Below are 25,254 nucleotides of genomic sequence, written 5' to 3' on the forward strand. Positions count from 1 at the left end.
GAACACGCGTTTACAAACCATTAGTTTGCTCCGCTGGGTTTGGACGGATCCAACGTCCGGACCGCACTAGAAATTCTTATCCTCTTTTGACAACCATATTTATCCACTCATGCATCCGGCCGTCCAAACACTCAGAAATCACATCCGTGTTGAACATGTGATTTTTGCGACCCTGCTTCTCGCGATCGTTCTTCGATTCGCATTTCTGGATCTCAAACTCTTCCATCACGATGAGGCGATCCATGCCTGGTTCTCATATCAGCTCCTGACCACCGGCAATTATCTGTACGACCCGGTGTATCACGGGCCCTTCTTATACTATATCACCGCATCCATGTTCGCCGTCTTCGGCGACGCCGATTTTGTCGGCAGGATCCTTCCGGCGATCGCCGGATGTGCTCTGATCCCTCTCGTCTACTGGTTATACCGGCTCCGATATCTCACCGGCAAAGTCGCCGCAGCCTCCGCCCTCTTCCTTGCAGTAGCGCCGGAACTGGTGTATTTCTCCCGATTTTTACGAAACGATATCTTCGTAGTTTTCTTCTCCCTCCTGCTGGTCGCTGCCTTCCTTGCCTGGCTTGATAAAAGCAAATGGTATTATTTAGCCCTCGCGGCCGCCGCCGGAGCTCTCGGCATGTGTTCCAAGGAAAATATGCCGCTCATCCTCGTCACCTTCGCCATATTCTTCCTCTATCTTCTCTGGACCAGAAAGATCACCCTTCCGGAAAAATGGATCCGTGATCTGATCATCGCGGCGGTCATCTTCTTCGGGATCATCTTCACGATGTATTCTTCACTCTGGACCCATCCGGAAATGATCCTGCAGGCAGGTCCCCTTGCTATAGAACACTGGCTCGCGATGCACAACGAACAGCGGATCGCCGGGCCGCCGGTCTTTTATCTCCTGATGTTCATCCTCTATGAACTGCCGATCCTTCTCCTCGCTTTGGCAGGCGTCGTCCTCTTCCTTGTGACCGGCAAAAAACGGCCGTCGGCAAAAAACGAGGAACAAGAGCAGGAAATACAGGAACACGATGATCCGGAACAAAAAGAGACAAAGAAGACGTTCTCCTTTGTGTCTTTGTTCCGCCGGCCGGCCGTTCCCGCATCCATCGACAAAAAGACCGAGTTCATGCGGTTTGCCGTCTACTGGACCCTCATCGCATGCCTGACCTACGCTTACATCGGTGAAAAAGTCCCCTGGCTCTCCCTCCATCAGCTGGTTCCGATGATCTTCGTCGCGGCGTTCGCCCTCACTTTCACCGGAAAATACTGGAAGATCCTGCTTGCAGTCTGCGCTGTTCTCCTGTTTGCGATGACCTGCTATGTGGCATACACACCGGCAGATATCGCCGAGCCGATCATTCAGGTCCAGAACTCCGAAGATCTCGTCCCGCTCATGGCCGCGATCGATGCTTCAGAGAGGGTCGCTCTTGCAACCGATCAGGCCTGGCCGTTCATGTGGTATTACCGCGGGGATGCCTGGGATATATTCTCCTATTACGGAGGAAAGAAGGATGCTTCCACCCTTCTGTCCGGAAACTTTGACATCATCATTACCCATGATGATGAAAGTTACGACTCTCTGGCCGGGTACACGAAAGAAACGATCCGGCTGAACTACTGGTTTGATCATTCGGGGACGGGAGAGGATCCAGGCTGGATCCCCTACTACTTCACCCGTGCAGGCAAGATCGGCAGTTACAACTTCGACATCTTCACCAGAAGTCCGGTCTGACCGGACAAATCACGTAACTACTAAGACTCTCCCCGCCAATATAGATACATCTATAGGGAAATGTACATGGAACAGGGCATCGTGGAACTGGAAGAACTGCGCAGCAGATTACTGGATCTGACACTCCGCAACAATCTGCTGAACTATAAACCGTCTCCCGGCAGATCGATCGAGGTCATCGAATGTGATCCGGCAGAGATCTACCGCATCCTTGTTCTCGACGAAAAGGGGATGAAGTTTTATCCGGCAGGCAAGGCGGCAAAAAGCGACCCGGAAGATAAACGCATCTGGAAGTATCCGACATTTTCCAAAACGGCGAAGTATGCCGATCTTATTCTCAATACCCCCTATACCGACATCGAACTCCGTAAAAAACTGTACAGTCTCCAGACCAAAAGCAGAACGGTCTTCGAGGAGCAGGGATATCCGGTGCTTTATCTATCGCTCGGATTCGTTGAGTGGACCGAGCGTGACTGCCCGGCAAAACCGTTCAGGGCCCCGCTGCTTCTGATCCCGGTGGAACTGGAACGCCAGAAGATCAAAGAGAATTATACGCTTCGCTGGACCGGGGAGGATCCTACGCTTTCCTTATCCCTGATCGCAAAACTTGCCGAACAGGGAGTTATCCTGCCGGACATGGGTCATCCGGAAACGATTGAGGAGGTCACTGCCTACTTTACCCTGATCCGTGAGACGGTCGCAGAAAAAAGCTGGGTTTTTATGCCGGGCGTCACGCTGGATCTTTTCAGTTTCCGCAAATTTGTGATGTTCAAGGATCTGGATCCGGCAAGCTGGGCAGGGGTCTCTCCTCTTGAAACGAATCCGCTGATCAAACGGATCTTCCATCCCCAGACGGATGATGATCCTTCCCCGCCGTTTTTGGAGAATGAGATGGATCTGCGTCTTCCAAGTGAACGCAGTTTCAATATTCTGGACGCGGACTCTTCGCAAATCGCGGTGATCGAGGAGGCAAAGGCCGGGAAAAATCTCGTGGTCGAAGGGCCGCCCGGCACCGGTAAAAGTCAGACGATCGCAAACATGATCGCCGAGATGCTGGCTGCCGGAAAAACCGTACTCTTTGTCAGTGAAAAGATGGCGGCACTTGAGGTGGTAAAAAGACGGCTGGATACGGCAGGCCTTTCTCCGTACTGTCTCGAACTTCACAGCCAGAAAGCAAAGAAGTCTGAGTTCATCCGTGAGCTGGAGAAGAGTGTGTGTCATCCTTCGCCGGAAACGTCAGGTTCGGATCCTGGACACAGCCAAATCGATTCGCTGCGGACAGAGCTGAGCGGCTATTGTGATGAGTTGAAGACCCCGATCGGCGCGTGCGGATTCACGCCGTATGATCTGTTCGGGATCCGCGAACAATACCGGTACGAGTTCGAAAACAGCCCTCACCGGAAAAACTACCGGCTCCTAAAGATCCCGGTCGAGGATCCAGTTGAGATGACCCCGGATGAATACAAAAACGCTATCTCTGCTTTGCAGGAGATTGCGGCATATCTTCCGGTGATTCAGCAAGACGGCGGAGCCATTACTGATCATCCGTGGGCAATGACCAGCCCAGGACTGATCCTGCCGAGTGATCAGGATGAGATCCGTGATCTGGTGATTCAGTATCAGGAAAGGATCCAGGATCTTCAGACAGTGATGCGGGCAATCGCCGATCTGACAGACGTTCCAGTTCCCCGCAGTGAGACCGAGGTTCCCCGCCTGATCGAGACCTGCCGGTTTCTCCTGATAGGGTATCCGGTGACGCTGGATGTTTTGAAAAATCCGTTGTGGGGAAATCAGGCTGAGCTGAAACGGCTTATCGCGACCATGCAGGATCTCTATAATCACAGTACCCGGATCCTGACTAATCTGAGTCCGGAGATCTTTTTGCGAAATCCTGCTCGTTTGTACTCCGAGTTTCTCGCATATGACGGGAAGGGGATGATCGGAAAAATGTTCTCCGGGGCGTATAAGAAGCTGAAGTCCGAGATTGCCGGCTATTATGTCGGACCGATGCCGGATGACGCCGGAATACTTGCCGATCTGAAGGATGCCAGGAATTATCTGACGGCACGGGACGAGTGGGAGCAGGAAAAAGCAGTGTATCTTTCGCTTTTTGCACCGGTCTGGAAGGATGAATACACCGATCCTGCATCTCTTCGTGCATATACGGAATGGATCCAGGCGGTTTTGACGATGGTGCAGGAAGGACTGATCACTCCGCATACCATCGATCTGCTTTGTTCCGGGGAGATCGCACGCGATTCACTGACACAGCTGTTTCAAGATCTTGAGGCAACGGTGATTGCGCAAAGCGAGGCGAGGGATCAGCTCTTTGCCCGTCTTTGTGTGACCGACCTCGGAACAGAGCAGACATTTGCGTCGATGCGCAAACTCACCGACATCTGGATCACGGAGATCGACCGGCTGAGTGAGTGGAGCACCCTGCTGACCTATGCGGAGACCTGTGATAAGACGAAGGCATCTGGCGTGCTGCCTTTGCTTTTTACCGACAAGATCTCGGCAGAAGCTCTCATCCCTGCATTTCTTACCGGCTATGCGGACGCTCTTTTGAAAGAGGCATACCGTGTTCGTCCGCTTCTTGCGAGGTTTGCTCAGGCACCTCATGAACAGAAGATCGCGACCTTTGCCGAGTATGACCGGGCTGCGATCTCTGCAAATGCGGCGAGGATCATTCAGAAGCTGGACAAGTCCGTTCCCGAGATGTACACCGGTGCCTCCCGTGACTCGGAGATGGGCGTTCTGACCGGCGAGTTCAACAGAAAACGCGGTCACATGTCGATTCGGACCCTGATGACGAAGGCCGGCGGACTTATCCAGCAGATCAAACCCTGTTTTATGATGAGTCCTCTTTCGGTAGCCCAGTATCTGGATCCTAGGTCCGTTCAGTTCGATATCATCATCTTTGACGAGGCCAGTCAGGTAAGACCGGAGGACGCTCTTGGAGCTTTGATGCGCGGTCGTCAGCTCGTCGTGATGGGGGATTCCCGTCAGCTTCCCCCGACGACGTTCTTTGATCAGATCGCCGGTCAGGATGAGGATGCGGAGGAGTCGGTCGCCGGAGTAAAGGATATGGAGAGTCTTCTGCATGTCTGCAAACAGTCGTATCCAACAAAAAGGCTCCGCTGGCATTACCGTTCGAGGCACGAATCGCTTATCGCAATATCCAATCAGGAATTTTACGACGGGAGTCTGCTGGTTTTCCCCTCACCGCGTCACGAAACGCCGGATCTGGGTCTTTCCTTTGTCCATCTGCCGGATACGATCTACGAACGCGGCAGGTCTGGTGTCAACAAAGGCGAAGCCCAGGAAGTAGCCCGGGCCGTGATTTCGTATTATCAGAAGTTCCCGGAAAAAACTCTCGGTGTTGCAACCTTCTCCACCCGTCAACAGGAGGTTATCCGTCACGAGGTGGATATTCTGCTCCGCGATCATCCGGAGGTCGAGATGCTGATGAGGCCGGCAAACGGGGAGCATTTCTTTGTCAAGAATCTGGAAACGGTCCAGGGTGATGAACGCGACACGATGCTTATCAGCATCGGGTACGGATTCGATGAGAATCACCGGCTTTCCCGGAACTTCGGACCGCTGAATCAGGCGGGAGGCGAAAGACGCCTGAACGTTCTGATTACCCGGGCGCGGGAACGCTGTGTGGTGTTCTCAAATTTCCGCGGGGCCGATCTGCAGATCGATGCCGAGTCTTCATCCGGTATCGCTGCACTTTCCCGATTCCTCACATATGCGGAGGATCACTCATCTCTGACTGGCGGTGCACCGGCTGATGTTTTGGATGATGCCGGCTACTTCCCGGATTCTGTCGCAGTAATGCTTGAGGATTATGGGTATACGGTCACCCGAAATCTCGGGTGTGCCGGGTTCAGGATCGACATTGCCGTTTCCGATCCAAAGGATCCCGGAGTTTATATGGCAGGGATCCTTTGCGACGGGCCGAACTACTTCTCCTCCGAGGTAACGCGTGATCGCGATCGTTTGCGCAGCCAGGTCCTTGAAGGACTCGGCTGGCATCTCATCCGCATCTGGTCTGCAGAGTGGTTCCAGCATCCGGTATCCTGCACCAAAATCCTTCTGGATTTCCTTCTCGAGGTGCAGAAACCGGTGGAGCCTGTTGTTGAAAAAGTGGAGAAGCCGGCAAAGAAGATGAAGACTGCAGCATCTCCGGCTTTGACCGAGGAAAAACCAAAACCATCTGTAGTTAAGGCACCCGTGTATGCGAAGGTGAAAGTCGAGCCGTATGTTTTCTGTACCGAGTGTGATCTGGAGAAGTATCACCAGTTTGCTTCAGTGACTGATCCTGTACTTGCGACCGCGATCGTCCAGATTGTCTCCGTAGAAGGCCCGATCTCTATGAGCGTGCTGCATGCCCGGATCAAGGAGCTTGGCCGCGTCCCGAAGATGACGCCGGCGATCAAGAATAAGATCACGGCTCTTCTGACAGAAGAGGTGCAGGCCGATCGTCTGACGGTGGATGAAGAGGGATTTTATTCCGTCCCTCTCAAAGAGATCGCAGCACGCGAGCGGCCGGCAAAGTGGTCCTGCGATGACGTGCCGCTTTCAGAGATCGGCCGTGCGGCTGAGGTCATTCTTGGGAAACAGTTTGCCACGCCAAAATCGGATCTGATCCGTCAGACAGCTCTCGTCCTCGGATTCAAACTGACTGCGCAGGTAAAATCCAGGGTGGAAAACGGGATCGATGCTGCGATCACCGCGGGGACGATTCTAATCGAGGGAGATAAACTCGTCCAGGCATCTGCAGAATAGTTCCACACCTTTTTTCTGATGGCAGGTTCAATAAAATACGTAACAGTCTTTTAAATTTTTAGATACTATGTTTGAATCGATTTCCGCAGTAACGAACTCCGCAGGGTATCTCCTGGAAGGAGTGGGGGTGACCCTTCTTTTAGTGGGCCTCTCCCTATTTATCGGGTTCATCTGCGGGATCGTTCTGACTCTCGGCCAGGTCTACGGTCCGGCTCTGGTCCGCAGGTTCGTCGGCGTCTATGTCTGGTTTTTCCGCGGGCTGCCAAATATCGTCCTGCTGTTTCTGTTTTACTTCGCGCTCTTCCCGTTCATGGGCTTTGATATGCCGGCATTCGGCGTTGCCGTGACCGTGTTAGGTCTCAGAAGTGCGGCCTATCAGTCGCAGATCTTCCGGGGAGCGATCCAGTCATTATCCGAAGGACAGATGCTTGCCGCACGTTCGCTTGGCATGACCCGCTGGCAGGCGATCCGCTCGATCGTTCTGCCTCAGTCTCTTCGTCTTTCCCTTCCCGGCTGGTCGAACGAGTATCCGGTTCTGCTGACGGACTCTTCGGTTGCCTATGTGATCGGGGTGGCTGAACTTCTTACACGGACGAGTCAGGTGATCTCCCGGACAGGCGAGCCGATGATCCTGTATCTCTCCTGCGCGGTAATATTTATATTGCTGAATTACGGTGGCATGATGATCATTCAATATGTGGAAAAGAAAGTCCGGATCCCGGGATTCGGCAACAATGAGGCTGAGTGTTTATGAGTGACATTCCCATTCTCAAAGTCGAGAACCTCTGTAAATCGTACGGCGATCTTGATGTTCTGAAATCCGTCTCGTTCGAGGTGCACAAAGGAGAAAAAAAGGTTTTCGTCGGCCCGTCGGGAACCGGAAAATCCACGCTTCTCCGGTGCATCAACCAGCTGACCGCTCCGGACAGCGGTTTTGTGTATCTGAACGGCGAGGAGATCGTTCACTCCGGAAAAAAGATCAATGCATACCGGCAGAAGATGGGCATGGTCTTTCAGAACTTCAACCTTTTCGATCATCTGACGGCCGTCAGAAACGTGGAACTTGCCCTCCTGAAAGTGAAAAAGATGGACAGAAAGTCTGCACGCGAGAAGGCGATGTATGAGTTGGAACAGGTCGGTATGGCCGACCGTGCGGACTTTTATCCAGCTCAGCTGTCAGGAGGCCAGGCCCAGCGGGTTTCTATCGCCCGGGCACTTGCCATGGATCCTGAGGTCATGCTTTTTGATGAACCCACCTCGGCTCTTGATCCGGAACTGAAGCGTGAGGTGATGGAGGTCATGCGGACCCTTGCAGCGCAGGGAATGACCTGTATCGTCGTTACGCATGAGATGAAGTTTGCAACCTCGTTTGCGACCGAGATCTACCTGATGGAGAAGGGCGAGATCGTTGAACACGGACCGCCGTCGGAGATCCCGACAAGCCCGAATTTTGTAAAGACGCGTGCGTTTATGGGCAGTTACGCAGACGAGTGATATGGATAATCTGACCAGTACCCCGGTGCCTTCTGACGGGCCGATCGGATTTTTCCAGAGTATGCTGGACTCGATCATCTCCCAGATCCCGTTCTGGCAGGACATTCTGCTCCCTGCTCTCTGGGATGGGTTATGGGTGACGATGCAGCTTGTGATCATGACGGCTCCCCTCGGATTTCTGCTTGGTCTTCTCGTGGCCGTATCCAGAGTCTACGGGCCCGCCCCGGTCAAATGGCTGGCTCAGCTGTATGTGATATTTTTCCGCGGATGTCCGCTTTTGGTTCTGCTGTTCATTCTGTACTTTGGTCTGCCGTCTATAGGAATTGTTTTAGGATCGTTTATGTCGGCCCTTGTCGGATTTATTTTATGTAACTCGGCTTATAACTCCGAGTATCTCCGGGGAGCGCTTCAGTCGATCAAGCGCGGTCAGCTGCTCGCGGCAAGATCTCTTGGCATGACGAAGGCACAGGGTGTTCTGTATGTGGTGGTCCCGCAGGCACTCCGCCGTGCCCTTCCCGGCGTCTCAAATGAGTTCATCTATCTGATTAAATACTCGTCACTTGCGTACGTGGTCGCGGTTATCGAGCTTACCGGTGCGGCAAAAATCATTGCCAGCAAGTATTTTATGTACTTCGAGGCGTTTGCAGCAGTCGGCATCTTCTATCTGGTCCTTGTGACGATCACAACATTCGGGGTCACCTGGCTTGAGAAAAAATATGCGATACCGGGTGTGTCGGGCGCTGCTGTGAAAACTGAAAAAGGGCAGTAAATCCACTTTACAATTATTTAAATACTTTTTATGCCAATTCTCTTTCATGGCATTATCAGTTGATGTTATAGATAAGCTTGCTGCGCTGATCACAGCTGCTTTTGGACTGGTCGCGGCTCTTGCATGGAATACCGCGATTCAGGCAGTTTTTAAGGAAATTTTTGGAGACCAGAGCAGTATCCCGGCAATGCTCGGTTATGCAGGTTTTGTGACGATCATTGCGGTCGTCTTTACGATCTGGATCGGGTATGTCGCGAATAAGACAAAGGATAAGGTCGTGAAAGACAAGAAGGAGTAATTTTACCCAATTCTTTTTTTGTCAGGCATGCGTTACTAGTAGTATGCGTGTTTGTTGTGCTCAGCTGACCCAGGTTTGGGATGATGTGGATGCGGCTTTTTTGAAGGCTGATGCTTTTCTTAGCGGAAAAGCAGGTATAGCGGATATGGCGATGTTTTCCGAGCAGTATGCAACCGGATGGCGGCCCGTGCCCGCTCAGGTCTCAGGTGAGGATGTGAAAAACCGCTGGCTTGCCCTTGCAGAAAAGCATAATGTGTGCGTTGTCGGTTCGTATCAGAAAACCGTGGCGGGAGGTTTGCCGCAAAATACGATGCTCGTGTGCGGACCCTCGGGGGAGATCATTGCCGAGTATTCGAAGATGTATTTATTCGTTCCCGGAAAAGAGGATCGGTGTTTTTCACCCGGTGATGAGCCGGTGACATTTACTTACGGCGGTGTGAAGTTCGGGTGTGCGATCTGTTTTGATCTGCGGTTTCCTGAGTTGTTTCGCGCATATCTGAAGATGGGGTGCGAGTGTGTTCTGGTCCAGGCGGCCTGGCCTGCGGCCCGTGTTTCAGACTGGGAACTTCTGCTTCGGGCGAGGGCGCTCGAGAATCGCGGGTTTGTTGTCGGGGCTGCATGTATGGGGTATGATCCCGTTTCGGGTACGGATTACTGCGGGCGGAGTATGGTGTGTGATTATGAGGGGCGTGTGATCAGTGACGGGGGCGTGTTTGAAGGGGGATGTGGGGGGGACGTGGATGTGGAGGGGGTGAGGGAGATGAGGAGGGTGTGGGGGATGATATGAAGCTACGTATTTTTTGAGCAGGAGGATTGCTGGACAAAGTTATGTGATTGCGGCGTCTTTTTGATGCTTAACAAAAATGTATCCCACATAGCCTGTTATATAGGATATATTTCCCGGGATGAAAATGCGGGTTATTTCCCCGTATATCTACCCTAATTTGACTCAAGTATGAATTGATACAGTTCAGCATATTGTTTTGCTACATTTTCCCAAGACATTGTTTCTTTTGCTGCTCTAAAACTATTTTCAGCACACTGTCTACGTTTATCTGAATTGGAAAGCAAGTCAATTATCGCCTCGGAGATTGCATCCGGGGATTTGAAGGGAATGATATACCCGTTTTTCCAAGTGGTGATTATTTCCGGTGCAATACTGACCGGAGTCGAGATAACAGGAAGGCCACAAGCCATTGCCTCTAACAGAGTTAAGGGAAGACCTTCATAGAGACTTGGAAGTAAAAAGAGATCAGCATTGCGAAGATAAACTGGAACCTCACTGTTTGGGATTAAGCCGGTAAACTCAACTGTTGCTGAGAGCATATTCATCTCTACCAGCTTCTCAAGTTCTGACCGATATTCTCCATCGCCGACGATCATAAGTTTTGCAGTTGGAAACTTAGCATGGACCTTTTTCATACTCTCAATTGCATACTCCAGTCCCTTTTTGTTATCTATTCGGGATAGGGTGAGGATAACTGGTGATACAGATTTTTTCATCTCATTGTTTTCAGCAGGATAAAATCTATCAAGATCAACACCGTTTGGAATAACAACTGGTTTTGTTCCAAGTTCTTTTTCGAATTGGGTTGCCATTTCATTTGTGAGAGTGATAATCTGTGCTGCTTCTTTGATATGCGGGAGTTGGGGCCAGAATCTTTTGAGAGATGCGGGGAGAAATGGACCCATAAGTTCCAGATTTCCATGTATGCAGATTGTATATGGGATGTGGTATTTTTTCCAGGCGATGTATGCAGGGATTGAATTTGTAATATTTTGTGCGTGGATGATATCCGGTTTTATTTCTTTGATTGTTTTCACCGTCTTTTTGAAAAAGGTCAAACCATCAATGAATGCTCGAATGGGATGCTCATCTGGGTAGGTATGAATCGGGTACCTGTGCATATGGATGGGAGTTGTGTTTTTATTGGGGTCGGGAGATGGAGTGATGATATGAACTTCGTTATGCTGTTTGTCAAGTTCCTTCGCCAGATGGTAGGTTGCGAGTTCAAGTCCGCCGACGTGGGGAAGGTAGTGGGTTGCGATGATAACAAGTATCATAGAGGCTATCCTGACATCCAAATTCTTATTCTATCCAATGTTTTTTGCTTTATTAATGGTATCTTTTTGACAATTTGACTCGGGAGATAAAGGAGGAGCTCTAACAGTAATTTTCTTTTAAGAAAATACTTTGACTGAACTATTTTGAGATTTTCTTTAACATATTGCTTATTTCCTGCTATGAGGTTGATGTAAGCCATATTAAGTTCCTCCATCTCCAAATAAAGTTGTAACCCATCTGTATTATTAATTACCTCCTCTTGTTCCGGAAGGGATAAGATATATTTATAAAACGGATGGTGATCTATCGGCATTCTGATATTCGTCATCTTGTTATTGGAAATCCAATGATATTTTGCTCCTTCGGTGGAAGAATAAGCAATGGGTAAACATAGGGCAATTCTACCCCACATTTCTGTATCCTCTCCAATATTAAGACTCGGATTGAAAAGTCCAACTCTATCATAAGTTGATTTTGGAATAGTTACACAACATGGTGAAAAAGGTGGTTGCATGGCTAAGGCTGTTGAACGGAAATAAGAGTCTAAGATTCCGTTCCACGGTTTTTTGGGGATTTCACACAATGGCAACTTTTGGGTTTGATTACCATACGTTGGGATATAAGCCGTTGCATATAAACCTGCAGATGGATAGTCCGCATTTAATTTCAATATTTGCTCAATATATGTTGGCAACCACTCATCATCAGCATCTAGAAAAGCAATAAGATCGGCACCGGCTGCCGCAATTCCTTCATTTCTCCCTGCCGGCAATCCTTTAGAAAGCTGATGAATCAGATGATATCGCGAATCGGATTCGTATTTTTTTATCACATCCAAACTGCCGTCGGTTGATCCTCCGTCCACAATGATCAATTCAAAATTCTGTATTGTCTGTGCAAATATTGAATCAATGGCACGCTGAACTTCGTTGACTTTGTTATACAGCGGGACAATTATGGATATTCGTGGAGGTGTCATACTGTTTTCCTATGGAAATCATCCTCGCATCTGATAATATCATCTTCGGTTAGGATGTCACCATTTTGCACTTCGATTACTTCCAGCGGGCTATCCCCAGGATTAGCAAGCCGATGAATGGTGCCTGAAGGAACAAAGGTACTCTCACCTGTTTTGACAAGGAAGGTATTCTCTCCGTTCGTAACTTCCGCAACTCCGCTAACCACTACCCAGTGTTCACTTCGGTGATTATGATATTGAAGAGAGATGCGGTTATGCGGGTTCAGAATCAGCCTTTTAACAAGATACGTGCCGCATTTTAGAATCGTGGTATAACGTCCCCAAGGCCGATGAACAGTAGTATGTGTAACAACTCGCCCATCATTATTCTGGCGAAGTAATTCTGTGATCGCACCGATCTTCTGGGTTTGATTCGTTGGACAAACAACTAAAACATCAGCTGTATCAATGACTGCGGTATCAGAGATCCCAATGGTTGAAACCAGTCTCTCAGAGATAATAAGATTGTTTTTTCCATCTGGAGTAATATATTCTCCGGACACGGCGTTTCCCACCTTATCTTTCCCGCTTACCGCATATAATGCCTCAAAACTCCCGAGGTCATTCCAAGCTCCTGACAGGGGAACCACGGCAACTTTGGATGTTTTTTCCAGCACACCATAATCTATCGAGATTTTAGGTGTCAGTTCATATGCATTTAATACATCGTGACTGAATGCATAGAAGACCTCTGGAGCATATTTCCTGCACTCTTCGAGAAACATATCTGCTGAAAAACAAAATATACCTGCATTCCAGAGGTATCCGTCTTTCAAATATTTTTCTGCAGTATGCTTGTCGGGTTTTTCGACAAAGGATGATACCTTGTAACCCCCCTCAAGTTCGTCTCCTGGTTTGATATAGCCATATCCTGTATGAGGCATTGTAGGGATGATGCCAAATGTTACTATATAGTCATTCGTAAGTTTTTCGGCTGCTTTGACGGCCGAAATGTATGCATCCCCCACTTCTAGAATCTGATCTGAAGAGAGAACAAGGATCGAAGCAGCTTTATCCTTCTCATAAATTTTTAGAGAAGCGTAGGTGATAGCCGGAAGGGTGTTTTTTCCGCAGGGTTCTTGCAGCACGTTACAGGAGATATTGATTTGACTGAGCTGATCATTTACAAGGAATTTGTGGGTGTCGTTTGTTACAACAAAAATTTCTTCCGGTTTTGAAAATATTGCAGCACGCAAAACTGCCTTTTGGAAAAGTGACAGATCTCCAAAGAGGGGAATAAACTGCTTGGGGTAGTTGCTTCTGCTCAAAGGGAAGAGGCGTGTGCCAAAGCCGCCGGCAAGAATTATTGTGTACATAAAATATTACCTATTTGAATATCTATACTATCCTTGGGTAAGTAGTTGTAAATAGTTTTCTCACTCATATACTATTTATCAAGGTGATTCACATATCAAAAACGGCTTTCATTACCGGCATCACTGGTCAGGACGGCTCCTATCTTGCTGAACTTCTTCTCCATAAAGGATACCAGGTCCACGGCCTTATCCGCCGGGCATCTACGTTTAACACATCACGTCTTGATCACATCTATCAGGATCCACATGATGAACCCAAGTTGATTCTTCATTATGGTGATCTTTCAGATACGGAACAGATCTCTAATATAATTTACAATATCAAACCCTCAGAAGTTTACCACCTCGGCGCCCAGAGCCATGTAAGAGTGAGCTTTGACACGCCTGAATACACTGGAAATGTCACCGGGCTTGGAACTGCAAGATTACTCGAAACCATCCGAAAAAGTGGGCAGGACATCAGATTTTATCAGGCATCCAGTTCCGAGATGTTTGGTGCGACCCCGCCGCCGCAGAATGAAGATACCAAATTCTGGCCGAGAAGTCCGTATGCATGTGCAAAAGTCTATGCATATTATATGTCCAGAAACTACCGTGACGGGTACAATATGTTTGTTTGTAATGGCATTCTTTTCAATCACGAATCTCCCCGTCGCGGCGAAACGTTTGTGACACGAAAAATCACCCGCGGTCTTGCAAACATTGTTGCCGGCAAACAGAAATATCTCTATATGGGCAATCTCGATGCACGCCGTGACTGGGGATTCTCGCCAGAATATGTCGAAGCGATGTGGATGATGCTTCAGCAGGACAAACCGGATGACTATGTCGTAAGCACCGGGCAGACCAACTCGGTAAAAGAATTCCTTGAAGAGGCATTCAGCTACGCGGGTCTGAACTGGGAGGATCACGTCAGGATCGATCCGAAATACTTCCGCCCGACCGAGGTGGAAAATCTGATCGGTGATTCTACAAAGGCAAAGAAGATTCTTGGCTGGAAACCAAAGGTAACCTTTGGTGATCTTACAAGGATCATGGTCGATTCGGATTTCCGAGCAGCAGGACTTAAGCCGATTGGTGAAGGAGATGCGGCACTTGCAAAGCTGTATCCGGATAAATGGTGGGGCGTGGATTAATTGAGTAAGATACATTTTGAAGACAATATCATTTTAGTGACCGGCGGTGCCGGTTTTCTTGGTTCAAACGTGGTAAAACATCTTCTCGCGTCCGGTGCGAAACAGGAAAATATCATCATTCCCCGAAGTCGGGATATCGATCTGCGTGTATGGGAAAACTGCCTTTCCATTACGAAAGGGGTCGATCTGATCATTCATCTTGCAGCAAGTGTTGGAGGGATCGGGTATAATATGCATAATCCGGGTTCGCTTTTTTATGATAATGCGATCATGGGGATCCAGCTGATGGAAGCGGCACGGCAGAATAATGTGGGCAAGTTTGTCGCTGTCGGCACGATCTGCGCATACCCGAAGTTTACACCGATCCCGTTCCGGGAAGAGGAGTTATGGAATGGGTATCCTGAGGAGACGAATGCACCTTATGGTCTTGCGAAGAAGATGATGCTTGTTCAGGCTCAGGCATACCGTCAGCAGTATGGGTTCAATGCGATCTATCTTCTGCCGGTGAATCTGTATGGTCCGGGGGACAATTTTAATCCGGATAGTTCCCACGTAATCCCGGCACTGATCAAGAAGTTTATCGATGCGAAGGAGAGCGGATCAGACAGGGTCGAAGTCTGGGGAACCGGTGCAGCTTCACGGGAGTTTTTGTATGTGGATGATGCGGCACGCGGCATCGTTCGCGCGGCTGAAAGCTATGATAAGCCGGATCCGGTGAATCTTGGTTCCTGCATGGAGATTACTATTAAGGAGCTCGTTGATCTGATTGCTGAACTGACAGGTTTTGAGGGTGAGATCATGTGGGATACGAGTAAGCCGGATGGTCAGCCGAGAAGGATGCTGGATGTGAGCGCGGCAGAAAGGGAGTTTGGGTTTAGGGCTACGGTGGAGTTCAGGGAAGGGCTGAAGAAAACGATTGAGTGGTACGTAACGCAGAAATAACATAGGTATAGCTGATGATAATAAGGAAAATTGCAGTATGGAGTTATAATACCCTCCATTCGCTAGCGGGTTTTATCCCCTATCTGTTAGATTATTTTCGCTTTCAAAGTAATCGGAAGACTCAAGCAGATACGCGGTTCAATGTGAAATTGTCAGAATTATACCCATGTCTTAATGATAATACAGGTAAAACTCCCTTTGATGCTCACTACATATATCATCCGGCATGGGCAGCAAGAATTCTTGCCAAAACAGGCCCAGAGGAGCATGTCGATATTTCCTCATCACTTTCATTTGTAACTCTTGTCTCATCGTTTATTATGGTGCGTTTCTATGATTATCGCCCGGCAGAATTGAATCTCACGAATCTTTCCAGTGGTGCCGTTGATATCGTCGCACTCCCATTTGCTGATGGATCGATCTCTTCTCTTTCTTGTATGCATGTTGTTGAACATATAGGACTCGGAAGGTACGGCGATCCCATTAACTCCAAGGGAGATCTTTTAGCGGTGATGGAATTAAAAAGAGTGCTAAAACCTGGTGGTGATCTGTTATTTGTAGTTCCGGTTGGCGGCGATGCTAAAATTATGTATAATGCTCATAGAATTTACACATATGATCTCGTTATGAAGATGTTTCACGGCTTTGAATTAATGGATTTTTCTTTAGTATCTGATACCAAAGGACATGTGAATGATTTTATATCGCCTGCTTCAAAGGAAAATTCTGATGAGTGTACATATGGGTGCGGTTGTTTCGGGTTCAGGAAAATAGTGTGAGGTACATATGGTTACGGTTAAATTAATGGGCGGTCTTGGAAATCAGATGTTTCAGTATGCTATTGGGAGATCATTGGCTCATGATCTGGGTGAAGAATTATATCTGGATGTGTCATTTTATGACAGAAGACATTCTTTGGATACAACACCCCGGCATTATGAATTGTTTCATTTGAATGTGAAAGGGAATGTAGTTAGGAGAGGAATTATTTCCAGAATGTTGATGTTATTTTTAGAAAATTTAGTGAAGAAATGCCCATTTATTTATCATAAATATATTCTGGAGAAGAAACTTGACTATAATCCCTCAATTATAAATAAAGAACATAATCTGTATCTGGATGGATATTGGCAATGCGAGAAATATTTTCTGCATAATGAAGCGATTATTCGTCAGGATTTACAGGTCATTACTCTACAGAGTAATGCAAATATGCGATGGAGTGAGTTAATTTCACGTACCACATCGATTTGCCTTCATGTAAGAAGAGGTGATTACGTAACGAATGCAGCGGCAAACTCGACGCATGGCCTTTGCAGTTTGGCATATTATTATGAATCTATAAAATATATCTCTGAAATGGTTCAAAATCCAGTATTTTTTGTGTTTTCTGACGATCTGGAGTGGACAAAAACAAACATCTCTATTCCTTATGAAGTTCACTATATGGATCAGAATGGTCCGGATGAAGATTATGAGGATCTTCGTTTAATGATGCAGTGCAAACATTTTATTATTGCAAACAGTTCATTCAGTTGGTGGGGGGCATGGCTTGGAAATTATAAGGACAAGATCGTGGTTTGTCCTAAGCATTGGTTTAATGATCCAGATATGAAGACAGATATTATTTCAGATTCATGGGTGAGAGTGTAGTGTGGGCCTTTCAAATATATTGTGCAATCTAATATCTATGTTGATTAGATATCCATAATTTTCAAAAATTTTTTAGCACAAATCTCATCATTCATGTTTTCCATGACCCACTTTCTTGGTTCAAATTGATTTATGATCCCAGGTATTTTTTGTATAATTTTCTCCAATCCAGATAGTATTTCATATTTACTCTAATTCCTAATAACAAATTTTTTTGTATAATAAATCTTCACCCTCGATTGTTATGTCATCAGAGCAGATTCACAACAGAGATTCAGTTAATATAGGACTTACGCGGTGTGATCTCAACCGAAAAAAACTGAAGTCCTTATGAGATGTACTTCGATTTCGTGTACGGCATTCATCTAGACACAAAAGAAAAATCAACCGCGAATCTCCGCAAATTAGCGCGAATCGCATTTTCCTTACGTTCGGGTGCTCTGCTTCGGCTGATCGCCTACGCAGAATCGCACCCTCTCTTGATAAATGCTATAAGAAAAGCCCGCGTGCGGGTTTTTCTGTTGTTTCATGATATATTGATTTCACAAAAAGAGAAGTTAAAGGAGAGAAAAACCGGCACGCCGGTTTTTCCCCAGCATTTTTCCAAACGGCGTGCGATTCTGCGTAGGCGATCGGCCGGAGCAGAGCACGGCGGTGCAGAGCGCGGCGGCGCAAGAAAAATGCGATTCGCGAGGATTCGCGGAGGCGTGCAAGCCGAAGGCTTGCGTGCCGCCTCAAATGAGTAAAGCTCATTTGGGCTTATTGGCGGTTAAATAAGCTCATATGTCCGCATCCAACCATACCCTTTCCGAATTGAATCCACACCAACACCGCGTAACTCCTATTAATAGTATACTTATTTCATCTTCATGGACATATAAAAATAGGATTAGGCAACCTATCTCAGATGTCAAAACCCATCATCTCCAATATCATGCGTATCCCGGCAATACAGCGCCAGAGTACCCTCTCTCTTCTATCGACAATAACCATCACCTTTTTCGGATTTATCTCCACCATGCTCTTTTCCCACCTCCTTGGCAAAGATCTGATGGGTGTCTACTACCTTTTCCTTGCGTATTACGGCGTATTCAACATGATCGGGGACGGAGGATTTGGACAAGCCGCAGTGAAAAGGATATCCGAAGGAAATGATCAGAATGCATATATTACCGCGTATGCAAGTCTGCGTGCTCTACTCATCATCGTTTCGACATTGCTCCTTCTTCTGCTGAGTCCCTACTTTATCGATCTGCAGTCATATGATCTTGTTCTCTGGATCATCATCGCACTTACGGCTTCATTTTTTGGCCACACGGTAACCTATGGAATTTATGGCCTGGGCCATGTTGGCATATACAGCATAGCCAACGGCATAAGTGAGTTTGTCAGAATAGTATTCCAGATCATAGCGGTTCTCCTTGGATTTTCCGTATTTGGATTATTCGGCGGAGTTATCATGGGTATCATCATTTCCGGAATCATCTGCTTAAAATATTTCACCTTCAAACCTGCAAAATTCAGTTTCCGTCACATCAGCAGCCTTGCGGTGTACGGATTCTGGATATTTCTGATAGGGACCGGATCCATCGTTTTTGCCTATGCTGATACGATTTTCATAGGTTATTTTATGACCAACGGGGATGTCGGCGTCTATCGTACTGCCTATCAGTTTACCTCACTTGCCGGATTTCTTGCACTTGCGATCGCCACAACACTCACACCGAAAATCAGTCACTGGAGTTCAAACGGTCAGATGGATCGGATCTCTCCCGCGGTGACCCGCGGGATAACTATGTCACTTATCCTCGCAATTCCTGTTGCTTTTGGTGGAATCCTTCTTTCAGAACGATTGCTATACTTCTTCTACGGCGCTGATTTCGCCGCGGGTTCTACAGTATGTTGGATTCTTCTTGTCATGCAGATCATCGCGGTGTTCACCCTGCTTCTTGGCGTCGGGCTTACCGCCTCCGATCACGCCCGCCAGGCATTCTATGCCGCCGGTATTGCCGCCCTGCTTAATATTGTTCTCAATGTAACCTTGATCCCGATCTTTGGGATAAACGGCGCCGCGGTCGCGACACTGATAAGTTACACCCTGAACGCCATTCTGATCTCGCATTTCCTGAAACGCTACATCACCATCCGTCTTGAACTCCTCCCGATTGCCCACATCGTCATCGCCTCCCTTGTCATGGCACTCTTCGTATTCATATACATCCGGTTCATCCCTCTTGACAATGTTCTCGTGACTCTGATTCCGGTCATCGTCGGCGCCCTCATCTACATCCTCGTATTGCTGAAACTTGATCACGGCATCCGTGATGAAATCGCCGGCATGGTAACAACTTTCGGCCTGCCCTGGCCGAAATGGCTGTGACCCCTTCCCTTATTTCCCTATAAAAGAAATACTTCTCCAACAAATGAAAGGTATCACTCACATCACCCTCACTCTGGCAACGATGCTTGTTATCCTTGCGCCGTTAACTCCGTCTCTCCTCACATGGGAATCGATTCCGGCGGTGCTTCTTCTCCTCCTTGGCGCTTTCTTCGGCTCGCTCACCCCCGATATTGATAAAGGAAAGGAAGCTGCGATATATCATGCAGAAATTCCCGGTGCCCGGGGCAGAAAATTTCATCTCACGCCGGTATTCGGTTATGCCCTCTACTATGCCTGCTACAAACCGCTTCAGTTTATTTTCCGGATAATCTTCGGTAAAAAAATATATGCAATAAACGGACATCGTGAACTTCCCCACTCGCCAATCGGGATAGTGCTCATCTCAGTTCTCGTAACGGCCTATATCTGGCTCATCTGCTTTGTGCTTTCATTCGTTCCGTATCTGAATTTTCTGTATAATAACCTCCTCATCTATGTGTTCGGCTCGGCATTTCTTCTGGGATGTTTCCTTCATTTACTCGAAGATACCTGCGATAATTCCGGGATCCATTACTTTTATCCGTTCAGTTTCAGCCGCCTTCGCGGCAGGATCAAAGGAGACGGGACTGATGTCCAGCCAAAGATCTTTGTCGTCATTCTGCTGACAGCTGCCGTTGTTCTTATTCCTCTCTCTATGACCCGCATTATTCCTCCGGAATTCGCTTATCCAACAGCACTTATGGTCCCGATCGTGCTCTGGGTCATCTTCCTGAAAGCGTCCGGCGTTCCTGCAAAAAAAGAGATCCGGGAATAAGCTTCTAATCCTGAAGAACCAAATATATATCCATGTATAAACTCGTCTGTGTACACTGCGGCGCCGAGTATCCCCCCGACGCGATAGTGTATAATTGTGAGAAATGCGGCCATCTGCTTGCAGTAAAATATGATCTGAGCAAGATCACGATCACCCACGAAGAGATTTTACAGCGCCCGATCTCCCTTTGGCGCTACAAAGAGTTCCTGCCGGTGAAAATCGAACCCGTCACCCTTCAGGAGGGAGGCACACCTCTGTATCATCTGAAAAAACTTGGTGAGGAGATGGGACTGACCAATCTATATGCAAAGCACGAGGGAATGAATCCGTCGGGATCGTTCAAAGACCGCGGCATGACGCTTGGCGTTTCCATGGCAAAACAGCTCGGCAAAAATATCGTTGCCTGTGCATCCACCGGAAATACGTCAGCATCTATGGCGGTTTATGCAGCAAAAGCAGGAATGCCGGCTGTTGTTTTACTTCCTGCAGGTCACGTTGCTCTTGGAAAAGTTGCCCAGGCACTTATGCATGGAGCAAAGGTCATCTCGATTCGCGGCAACTTTGACCGCGCGCTTGAGATGGTGCATGAACTCTGTCTTTCCCACGGCATCTATCTGCTGAACTCCATCAACCCTTATCGTCTTGAAGGACAGAAGACCATTGGATTCGAGGTAGTCGATCAGCTTGGCTGCGTTCCGGATAGGATCGTTCTGCCGGTAGGAAATGCCGGAAATATTTCTGCAGTCTACAAAGGACTTTGCGAGTGGAAGGAGATCGGATACATTGACCGCCTTCCAAAAATGACCGCGATCCAGGCAGAAGGCGCAGCTCCGGTCGTTGCTGCGATCAAAGGTCAGCTTCCGGAAGTTATTGTTGAGCAGAACCCTGAGACGGTTGCCTCGGCGATCCGTATCGGTGCTCCGGTCAACGCTGAGAAGGCTCTCCGTGCGATACGCGAGACCGGCGGAACTGCAGAGTCCGTGACCGATGCCGAGATCCTTGCTATGCAGCGTGATCTTGCCAGATACGAAGGTATTGGTGTAGAACCCGCATCTGCAGCTTCAGTTGCAGGTATTCGCAAGATGGCAGAGATGGGACTTCTCGACAAGGACGAAAAGATCGTCTGTGTCGTGACCGGCCACCTGCTGAAAGATCCAGAAACTGTAATCAAACAATGCGCTCCGCCAATCGAGATCGATCCAACCATCGAAGCACTGCTTGCTGTATTGTAAGCATCTTTGTGATTCTGCTTGCTTTGTTTGCAGTCCCTGCGGCTGCAAACTCAGCAGAGTATTTTGTATCTGAGGACGGGACCGTTCTTACGGCGAATGCTACTCTTATCAACCAGAGTACATTTCTGCTGGTGAAACCCGGATTTTTAGGTGAGGAGATCGCCCTTCCGGTAGACAATCTGACGATCCAAAACGAGAGCGGTGTTGTCGAGTTTACCCAGAATGGAAAAACCGTCTCATTTCCAGCAGGGAACTATACGCTGAATTACTCTGCGAAGATCGAGAACGGGCTGATCTATCTGAGATATGCCGAGCCGTACAATGTATCCATCTATCTGCCGGAGAAGTTTCAGACAGGACATCTGATCTTAGGCACGGTTGGGAACGGAGGGGTCGTATCTTCATCGGACAACTCGTCCTATGGTTCGATGGTAACGTTTGAGAATACAAATACTGCCTCTCTCACGTTTTATGATGACGTGCGCGAACCTCTGCTCTATCTTTTCCTCGGGATATGGGGAGTTGTGTTTGTCATTGCCGGTGTCAGGTATTTCAGACTGAAAAGAAAGCCGATCAGGGATTTCTAAAAAAAACGAACCCACCTCCTTTTCTTTTTGTTTTTTATTTACTCACGACTTCATTGATTTGTGTAAGCGTCGGCAAATGTATTTGGGTCAGGTGAACTGATTAAAAAAAGAGATTGGAAGTATTTTCTGATACTGATCTTATTCAATATCAATGCCGTATTTCTTGGCATTTTTATCCGCGATGGCCTGGATCTTTGCGATCTCGGCATCGTTCCTTACGGGTTTGAAGAGATGACGGAAACGTTTCTGGGCTTTGAGATAATCATCGACCGGCACTCTCTTGACTTTCTTAACAGTCGCAAGCTCTCCGTCAATAACTTCGTAGTTGACCCAGAGTCCGCATTCGACTGCCATTCTGCCGATCTCCATCGTCTTGGCGCCGTCGAATCCCCATCCGGTGCAGCAGGGTGTGTGAACCTGGATATAGCAGGGGCCTTTTGTATTTCGTGCCTTTTCGACCTTTTTCATCAGATCCGCAGGGTAAGCCATTGATGCAGTGGCAACATAAGGCGACCCGTGCGCGACGAGGATCTGCGGGTAATCCTTCTTAGGGAGGTTGTTTCCGGTCGAGCAGACACCTGCGGGCGATGTGGTCGTGTCAGCGTCGTAGGGTGTTGCCCCTGAACGCTGGATTCCCGTGTTCATGTATGCTTCATTGTCGTAACAGATGTACGTGAAGTCATGTCCGCGTTCAAATGCACCGGAGATACAGAGCGTTCCGATATCCACCGTGGCGCCGTCCCCGCCGAAGACGAGGATCTTTTCGGTGTCCAGGCGTCCCTGCTTTTTGAGGGATGCTTCGATACCCGATGCTACTGCGGAAGCGTTTTCGAAGAGTGAGTGGATCCAGGGAGTTTTCCATGCGGTTTCCGGGTAAGGAGTGGAAAAGACTTCCAGACATCCCGTCGAGTTGACGACGATCGTGTTTTCGCCGTAGCCTTTCAGGATCATACGGACTGCAGATGATGCTCCGCATCCGCCGCAGGCTCTGTGCCCGCACTCAAAGTTTTCAATTGATCTGTCTACCATTTTAGAGCACCTCCTCGCGTAATCCGTAGAACATGTCGCCTTCACCTTTCTCAGCGAGTTCGACAATCTTTTTGATGTCTTTCTTTCTCACATCGCGGCCGCCGAGACCAAGGATGTAGTCGTAGACCGGTATGTTCGAACCATAACATGCCTCCTTGATTTCAATTGCGACGGCTCCTTTTGCGCCCAGACTGACGTTTTTATCGAGAACTGCGATGGTGTTGACATGAGCAAGAGCTTTTGCAACATCGGTCGACGGGAATGGACGGAAGCAGCGGAGATTTAAGAGTCCGACCTTCTTTCCTTCAGCACGCATCTCATCGATCGCGTCTTTAACGGTCCCGCAGATCGAACCCATTGCTACGATCGCGGTTTCAGCATCCTCGAGTTTGTAACCGACGACGAGTTCAGAATAGTCACGGCCGAACAGTTCGCCAAACTCTTTGCCGTATTTTTTGATTGCTTCGGCCGCACGGTGGACCGCCTGATCGTGTTCGTATCTGAACTCAAGGTAGTATTCCGGTGTGGCATACATACCAAAGGAGATCGGATCCTTTGCATCCAGTTTCTGATAGGGGTTGAACGGTCCGAGGAATGAGTCAACAAGTTCCTGTGCCGGAAGATCGACCGGCTCATACACATGGGACAGGATAAATCCGTCAAAGCAGACGAATGCCGGAAGCAGAATGTTATGATCTTCGCAGACTTTGTATGCGAGGATGTGCATGTCGATTGCTTCCTGGTTGTCTTCTGCATACAGCTGGATCCAGCCCGAGTCTCTCATCATGATGGAGTCCTGCTGATCGTTCCAGATCGAGAGAGGAGCGGAGATCGCGCGGTTTGCGATACCCATAACGATCGGGAGTCTCATACCAGCTGAGTTGAACACGACCTCGGCCATCAGGGCGAGACCCTGTGAAGTTGTGGCCGAGTAGACTCTGCTTCCTGCGGCCGATGCGCCGATACAGGCAGAGAGCGCTGAAAATTCAGACTCCACGCAGATGTATTCGGCATCAAGTCTTCCGTCCGCAACGATCGATGCGAGTCCTTCGACGATGTGGGTCTGGGGGGTGATCGGATATGCGGATATGACCTGCGGTCTGCAGAGACGGACGGTCTCCGCGATGGCGATCGAGCCCTCCATAATTTCCATCGTCATTTATTTTTCCTCCTTAATCATAGTGATCGCCTTCGCTTTGTCAGGACATTCTTCGGCACACATGCCGCATCCTTTACAGAAGTCAAGATCGATAGAATAGGTTTTGTCAGGATTCTGATTGATGCAGCCCTCCGGACAGATCAGCTGACATGTTCCGCATTTTGTACATTTTTCCGTGTCCATTACGGGGTAGAATACTCTCCATGAACCGGTTTTGTTGTTTCTGCTGTTTCCGGGACGTGCCGTACAGCCAATTCCAAGAGCCATTATACGCGTCCCTCCTTTACCATAGCATATGCACGTTTTGCTGCGGCGATATTGGTGTCTGCAAGTTTCTTGTCGAATCTCTCTTTGATTGCACCTTCAAGAGCTTCGAGAGTGATCTCTCCGCTTGCGGCGGCAAATGCTCCCATCAGAGTTGTATTGGTGATCGGGAGTCCTATTTCTTCAAGAGCGATCTTTGTCGCGTCAATGACGATCAGTTTGACACCTTTTGGGAGATTGTAGCCTGACCCGTCTTTCTCGGTGTTGATAATGGCGATACCGCCATCAGACATGCCTGCAAATACATTCACATCGCGAATAAGCGTGCTGTCCTGAACGATGATGTAGTCCGGCTCATAGATCTGACTTCGAAGGCGGATTTTTTCATCGCTGAACCGCACAAATGCCTGCACGGGAGCTCCGCGGCGTTCGACACCAAACGCCGGAAATGCCTGTGAATAGACGCCTGCGGTGAATGCTGCTGTTGCTATTAATTCTGCAGCAGTCACCGAGCCCTGTCCACCTCTTCCGTGGATGCGTAGTTCTCTCATAACACTTATATTTAT

23 protein-coding genes are annotated in these 25,254 nt (G+C 48.4%); 16 read left to right on the top strand and 7 right to left on the bottom strand.

Going from position 1 to position 25,254, the window contains the following annotated elements; all coding sequences use genetic code 11:
* The first annotated feature begins 109 nt into the window (after nt 1–109).
* The 7 genes from EYA77_RS02315 (at nt 110) to EYA77_RS02345 (ending at nt 9,880) form a co-directional block, all read left to right on the top strand.
* Entirely contained in the window at nt 110–1,738 is a 1,629-nt protein-coding gene (locus tag EYA77_RS02315) for a flippase activity-associated protein Agl23 (protein ID WP_167815750.1), read from the top strand.
* Nucleotides 1,739–1,798: 60 nt separating this feature from the next.
* Nucleotides 1,799–6,532: a DUF3320 domain-containing protein gene (locus EYA77_RS02320; protein ID WP_209314987.1), complete on the top strand. Its 4,734-nt coding sequence runs from the start codon at nt 1,799–1,801 to the stop codon at nt 6,530–6,532.
* Nucleotides 6,533–6,599: 67 nt separating this feature from the next.
* Nucleotides 6,600–7,286, top strand: coding sequence for an amino acid ABC transporter permease (locus EYA77_RS02325; protein ID WP_042700604.1), 687 nt, complete (start codon nt 6,600–6,602; stop codon nt 7,284–7,286).
* Entirely contained in the window at nt 7,283–8,026 is a 744-nt protein-coding gene (locus EYA77_RS02330; protein ID WP_042700605.1) for an amino acid ABC transporter ATP-binding protein, read from the top strand. Before EYA77_RS02325 ends, EYA77_RS02330 begins: the two co-directional genes overlap by 4 nt.
* Nucleotide 8,027: 1 nt before the next feature.
* On the top strand, nt 8,028–8,795 hold the full coding sequence (locus tag EYA77_RS02335; RefSeq protein WP_081406715.1) for an amino acid ABC transporter permease: 768 nt from the start codon (nt 8,028–8,030) through the stop codon (nt 8,793–8,795).
* Between the two features lie 46 nt (nt 8,796–8,841).
* Nucleotides 8,842–9,093 (top strand): DUF5654 family protein, encoded by a 252-nt coding sequence (locus tag EYA77_RS02340; RefSeq protein WP_167815752.1) that lies wholly within the window; start codon nt 8,842–8,844, stop codon nt 9,091–9,093.
* Nucleotides 9,094–9,136: 43 nt separating this feature from the next.
* The gene (locus tag EYA77_RS02345; protein WP_167815753.1) at nt 9,137–9,880 is read left to right on the top strand and encodes a nitrilase-related carbon-nitrogen hydrolase; all 744 of its coding nucleotides are present in this window, start codon (nt 9,137–9,139) and stop codon (nt 9,878–9,880) included.
* Nucleotides 9,881–10,032: 152 nt separating this feature from the next.
* Here the strand turns inward: EYA77_RS02345 and EYA77_RS02350 are convergent, their stop codons facing one another.
* The 3 genes from EYA77_RS02350 to EYA77_RS02360 are packed head-to-tail and all read right to left on the bottom strand — an operon-like array spanning nt 10,033 to nt 13,492.
* Entirely contained in the window at nt 10,033–11,157 is a 1,125-nt protein-coding gene (locus EYA77_RS02350; protein WP_167815754.1) for a glycosyltransferase family 4 protein, read from the bottom strand.
* Nucleotides 11,158–11,162: 5 nt separating this feature from the next.
* Nucleotides 11,163–12,137 (bottom strand): glycosyltransferase family 2 protein, encoded by a 975-nt coding sequence (locus EYA77_RS02355; protein ID WP_167815755.1) that lies wholly within the window; start codon nt 12,135–12,137, stop codon nt 11,163–11,165.
* Nucleotides 12,134–13,492: a mannose-1-phosphate guanylyltransferase/mannose-6-phosphate isomerase gene (locus EYA77_RS02360; protein ID WP_167815756.1), complete on the bottom strand. Its 1,359-nt coding sequence runs from the start codon at nt 13,490–13,492 to the stop codon at nt 12,134–12,136. The genes EYA77_RS02355 and EYA77_RS02360 overlap by 4 nt, the downstream gene beginning before the upstream one ends.
* Before the next feature lie 83 nt (nt 13,493–13,575).
* Here EYA77_RS02360 and gmd point away from each other — a divergent pair, with 83 nt between their 5' ends.
* The 9 genes from gmd (at nt 13,576) to EYA77_RS02405 (ending at nt 22,236) form a co-directional block, all read left to right on the top strand.
* Nucleotides 13,576–14,628: a GDP-mannose 4,6-dehydratase gene (gene gmd, locus EYA77_RS02365; RefSeq protein WP_245241117.1), complete on the top strand. Its 1,053-nt coding sequence runs from the start codon at nt 13,576–13,578 to the stop codon at nt 14,626–14,628.
* Nucleotides 14,629–15,570: a GDP-L-fucose synthase gene (locus tag EYA77_RS02370; RefSeq protein ID WP_167815757.1), complete on the top strand. Its 942-nt coding sequence runs from the start codon at nt 14,629–14,631 to the stop codon at nt 15,568–15,570. It begins immediately after the preceding gene.
* Nucleotides 15,571–15,719: 149 nt separating this feature from the next.
* On the top strand, nt 15,720–16,349 hold the full coding sequence (locus EYA77_RS02375; protein WP_209314988.1) for a DUF268 domain-containing protein: 630 nt from the start codon (nt 15,720–15,722) through the stop codon (nt 16,347–16,349).
* 7 nt (nt 16,350–16,356) lie between these two features.
* The gene (locus tag EYA77_RS02380; protein ID WP_167815759.1) at nt 16,357–17,223 is read left to right on the top strand and encodes an alpha-1,2-fucosyltransferase; all 867 of its coding nucleotides are present in this window, start codon (nt 16,357–16,359) and stop codon (nt 17,221–17,223) included.
* 335 nt (nt 17,224–17,558) lie between these two features.
* Nucleotides 17,559–17,969 (top strand): hypothetical protein, encoded by a 411-nt coding sequence (locus EYA77_RS02385; RefSeq protein ID WP_209314989.1) that lies wholly within the window; start codon nt 17,559–17,561, stop codon nt 17,967–17,969.
* Between the two features lie 161 nt (nt 17,970–18,130).
* Nucleotides 18,131–19,603, top strand: a complete 1,473-nt coding sequence (locus EYA77_RS02390; protein WP_167815760.1) for a flippase — start codon at nt 18,131–18,133, stop codon at nt 19,601–19,603.
* Between the two features lie 43 nt (nt 19,604–19,646).
* Nucleotides 19,647–20,417 (top strand): metal-dependent hydrolase, encoded by a 771-nt coding sequence (locus tag EYA77_RS02395; RefSeq protein ID WP_167815761.1) that lies wholly within the window; start codon nt 19,647–19,649, stop codon nt 20,415–20,417.
* A gap of 32 nt (nt 20,418–20,449) precedes the next feature.
* A complete protein-coding gene (gene thrC / locus EYA77_RS02400; protein ID WP_042699115.1) occupies nt 20,450–21,649 on the top strand; it encodes a threonine synthase in 1,200 nt (399 codons plus the stop codon).
* 8 nt (nt 21,650–21,657) lie between these two features.
* Complete coding sequence (locus EYA77_RS02405) at nt 21,658–22,236, top strand: DUF5803 family protein (protein ID WP_167815762.1); 579 nt, start codon at nt 21,658–21,660, stop codon at nt 22,234–22,236.
* A 138-nt stretch (nt 22,237–22,374) separates the two neighbouring features.
* Here the strand turns inward: EYA77_RS02405 and EYA77_RS02410 are convergent, their stop codons facing one another.
* Genes EYA77_RS02410 through EYA77_RS02425 form a run of 4 tightly spaced genes read right to left on the bottom strand, consistent with a single transcriptional unit; the run spans nt 22,375 to nt 25,239 of the window.
* Complete coding sequence (locus EYA77_RS02410) at nt 22,375–23,265, bottom strand: thiamine pyrophosphate-dependent enzyme (RefSeq protein WP_042699121.1); 891 nt, start codon at nt 23,263–23,265, stop codon at nt 22,375–22,377.
* A gap of 1 nt (nt 23,266) precedes the next feature.
* Nucleotides 23,267–24,424 carry a transketolase C-terminal domain-containing protein gene (locus tag EYA77_RS02415; protein ID WP_167815763.1) on the bottom strand — a complete coding sequence of 386 codons (1,158 nt, stop codon included), beginning with the start codon at nt 24,422–24,424 and terminating at the stop codon, nt 23,267–23,269.
* The gene (locus EYA77_RS02420) at nt 24,425–24,691 is read right to left on the bottom strand and encodes a 4Fe-4S binding protein (RefSeq protein WP_042699127.1); all 267 of its coding nucleotides are present in this window, start codon (nt 24,689–24,691) and stop codon (nt 24,425–24,427) included.
* The gene (locus tag EYA77_RS02425) at nt 24,691–25,239 is read right to left on the bottom strand and encodes a pyruvate ferredoxin oxidoreductase subunit gamma (protein ID WP_042699131.1); all 549 of its coding nucleotides are present in this window, start codon (nt 25,237–25,239) and stop codon (nt 24,691–24,693) included. Before EYA77_RS02425 ends, EYA77_RS02420 begins: the two co-directional genes overlap by 1 nt.
* Nucleotides 25,240–25,254 lie beyond the last annotated feature (15 nt).

Source organism: Methanocorpusculum sp. GPch4 (assembly GCF_012062385.1).
Lineage (GTDB): Archaea > Halobacteriota > Methanomicrobia > Methanomicrobiales > Methanocorpusculaceae > Methanocorpusculum > Methanocorpusculum parvum.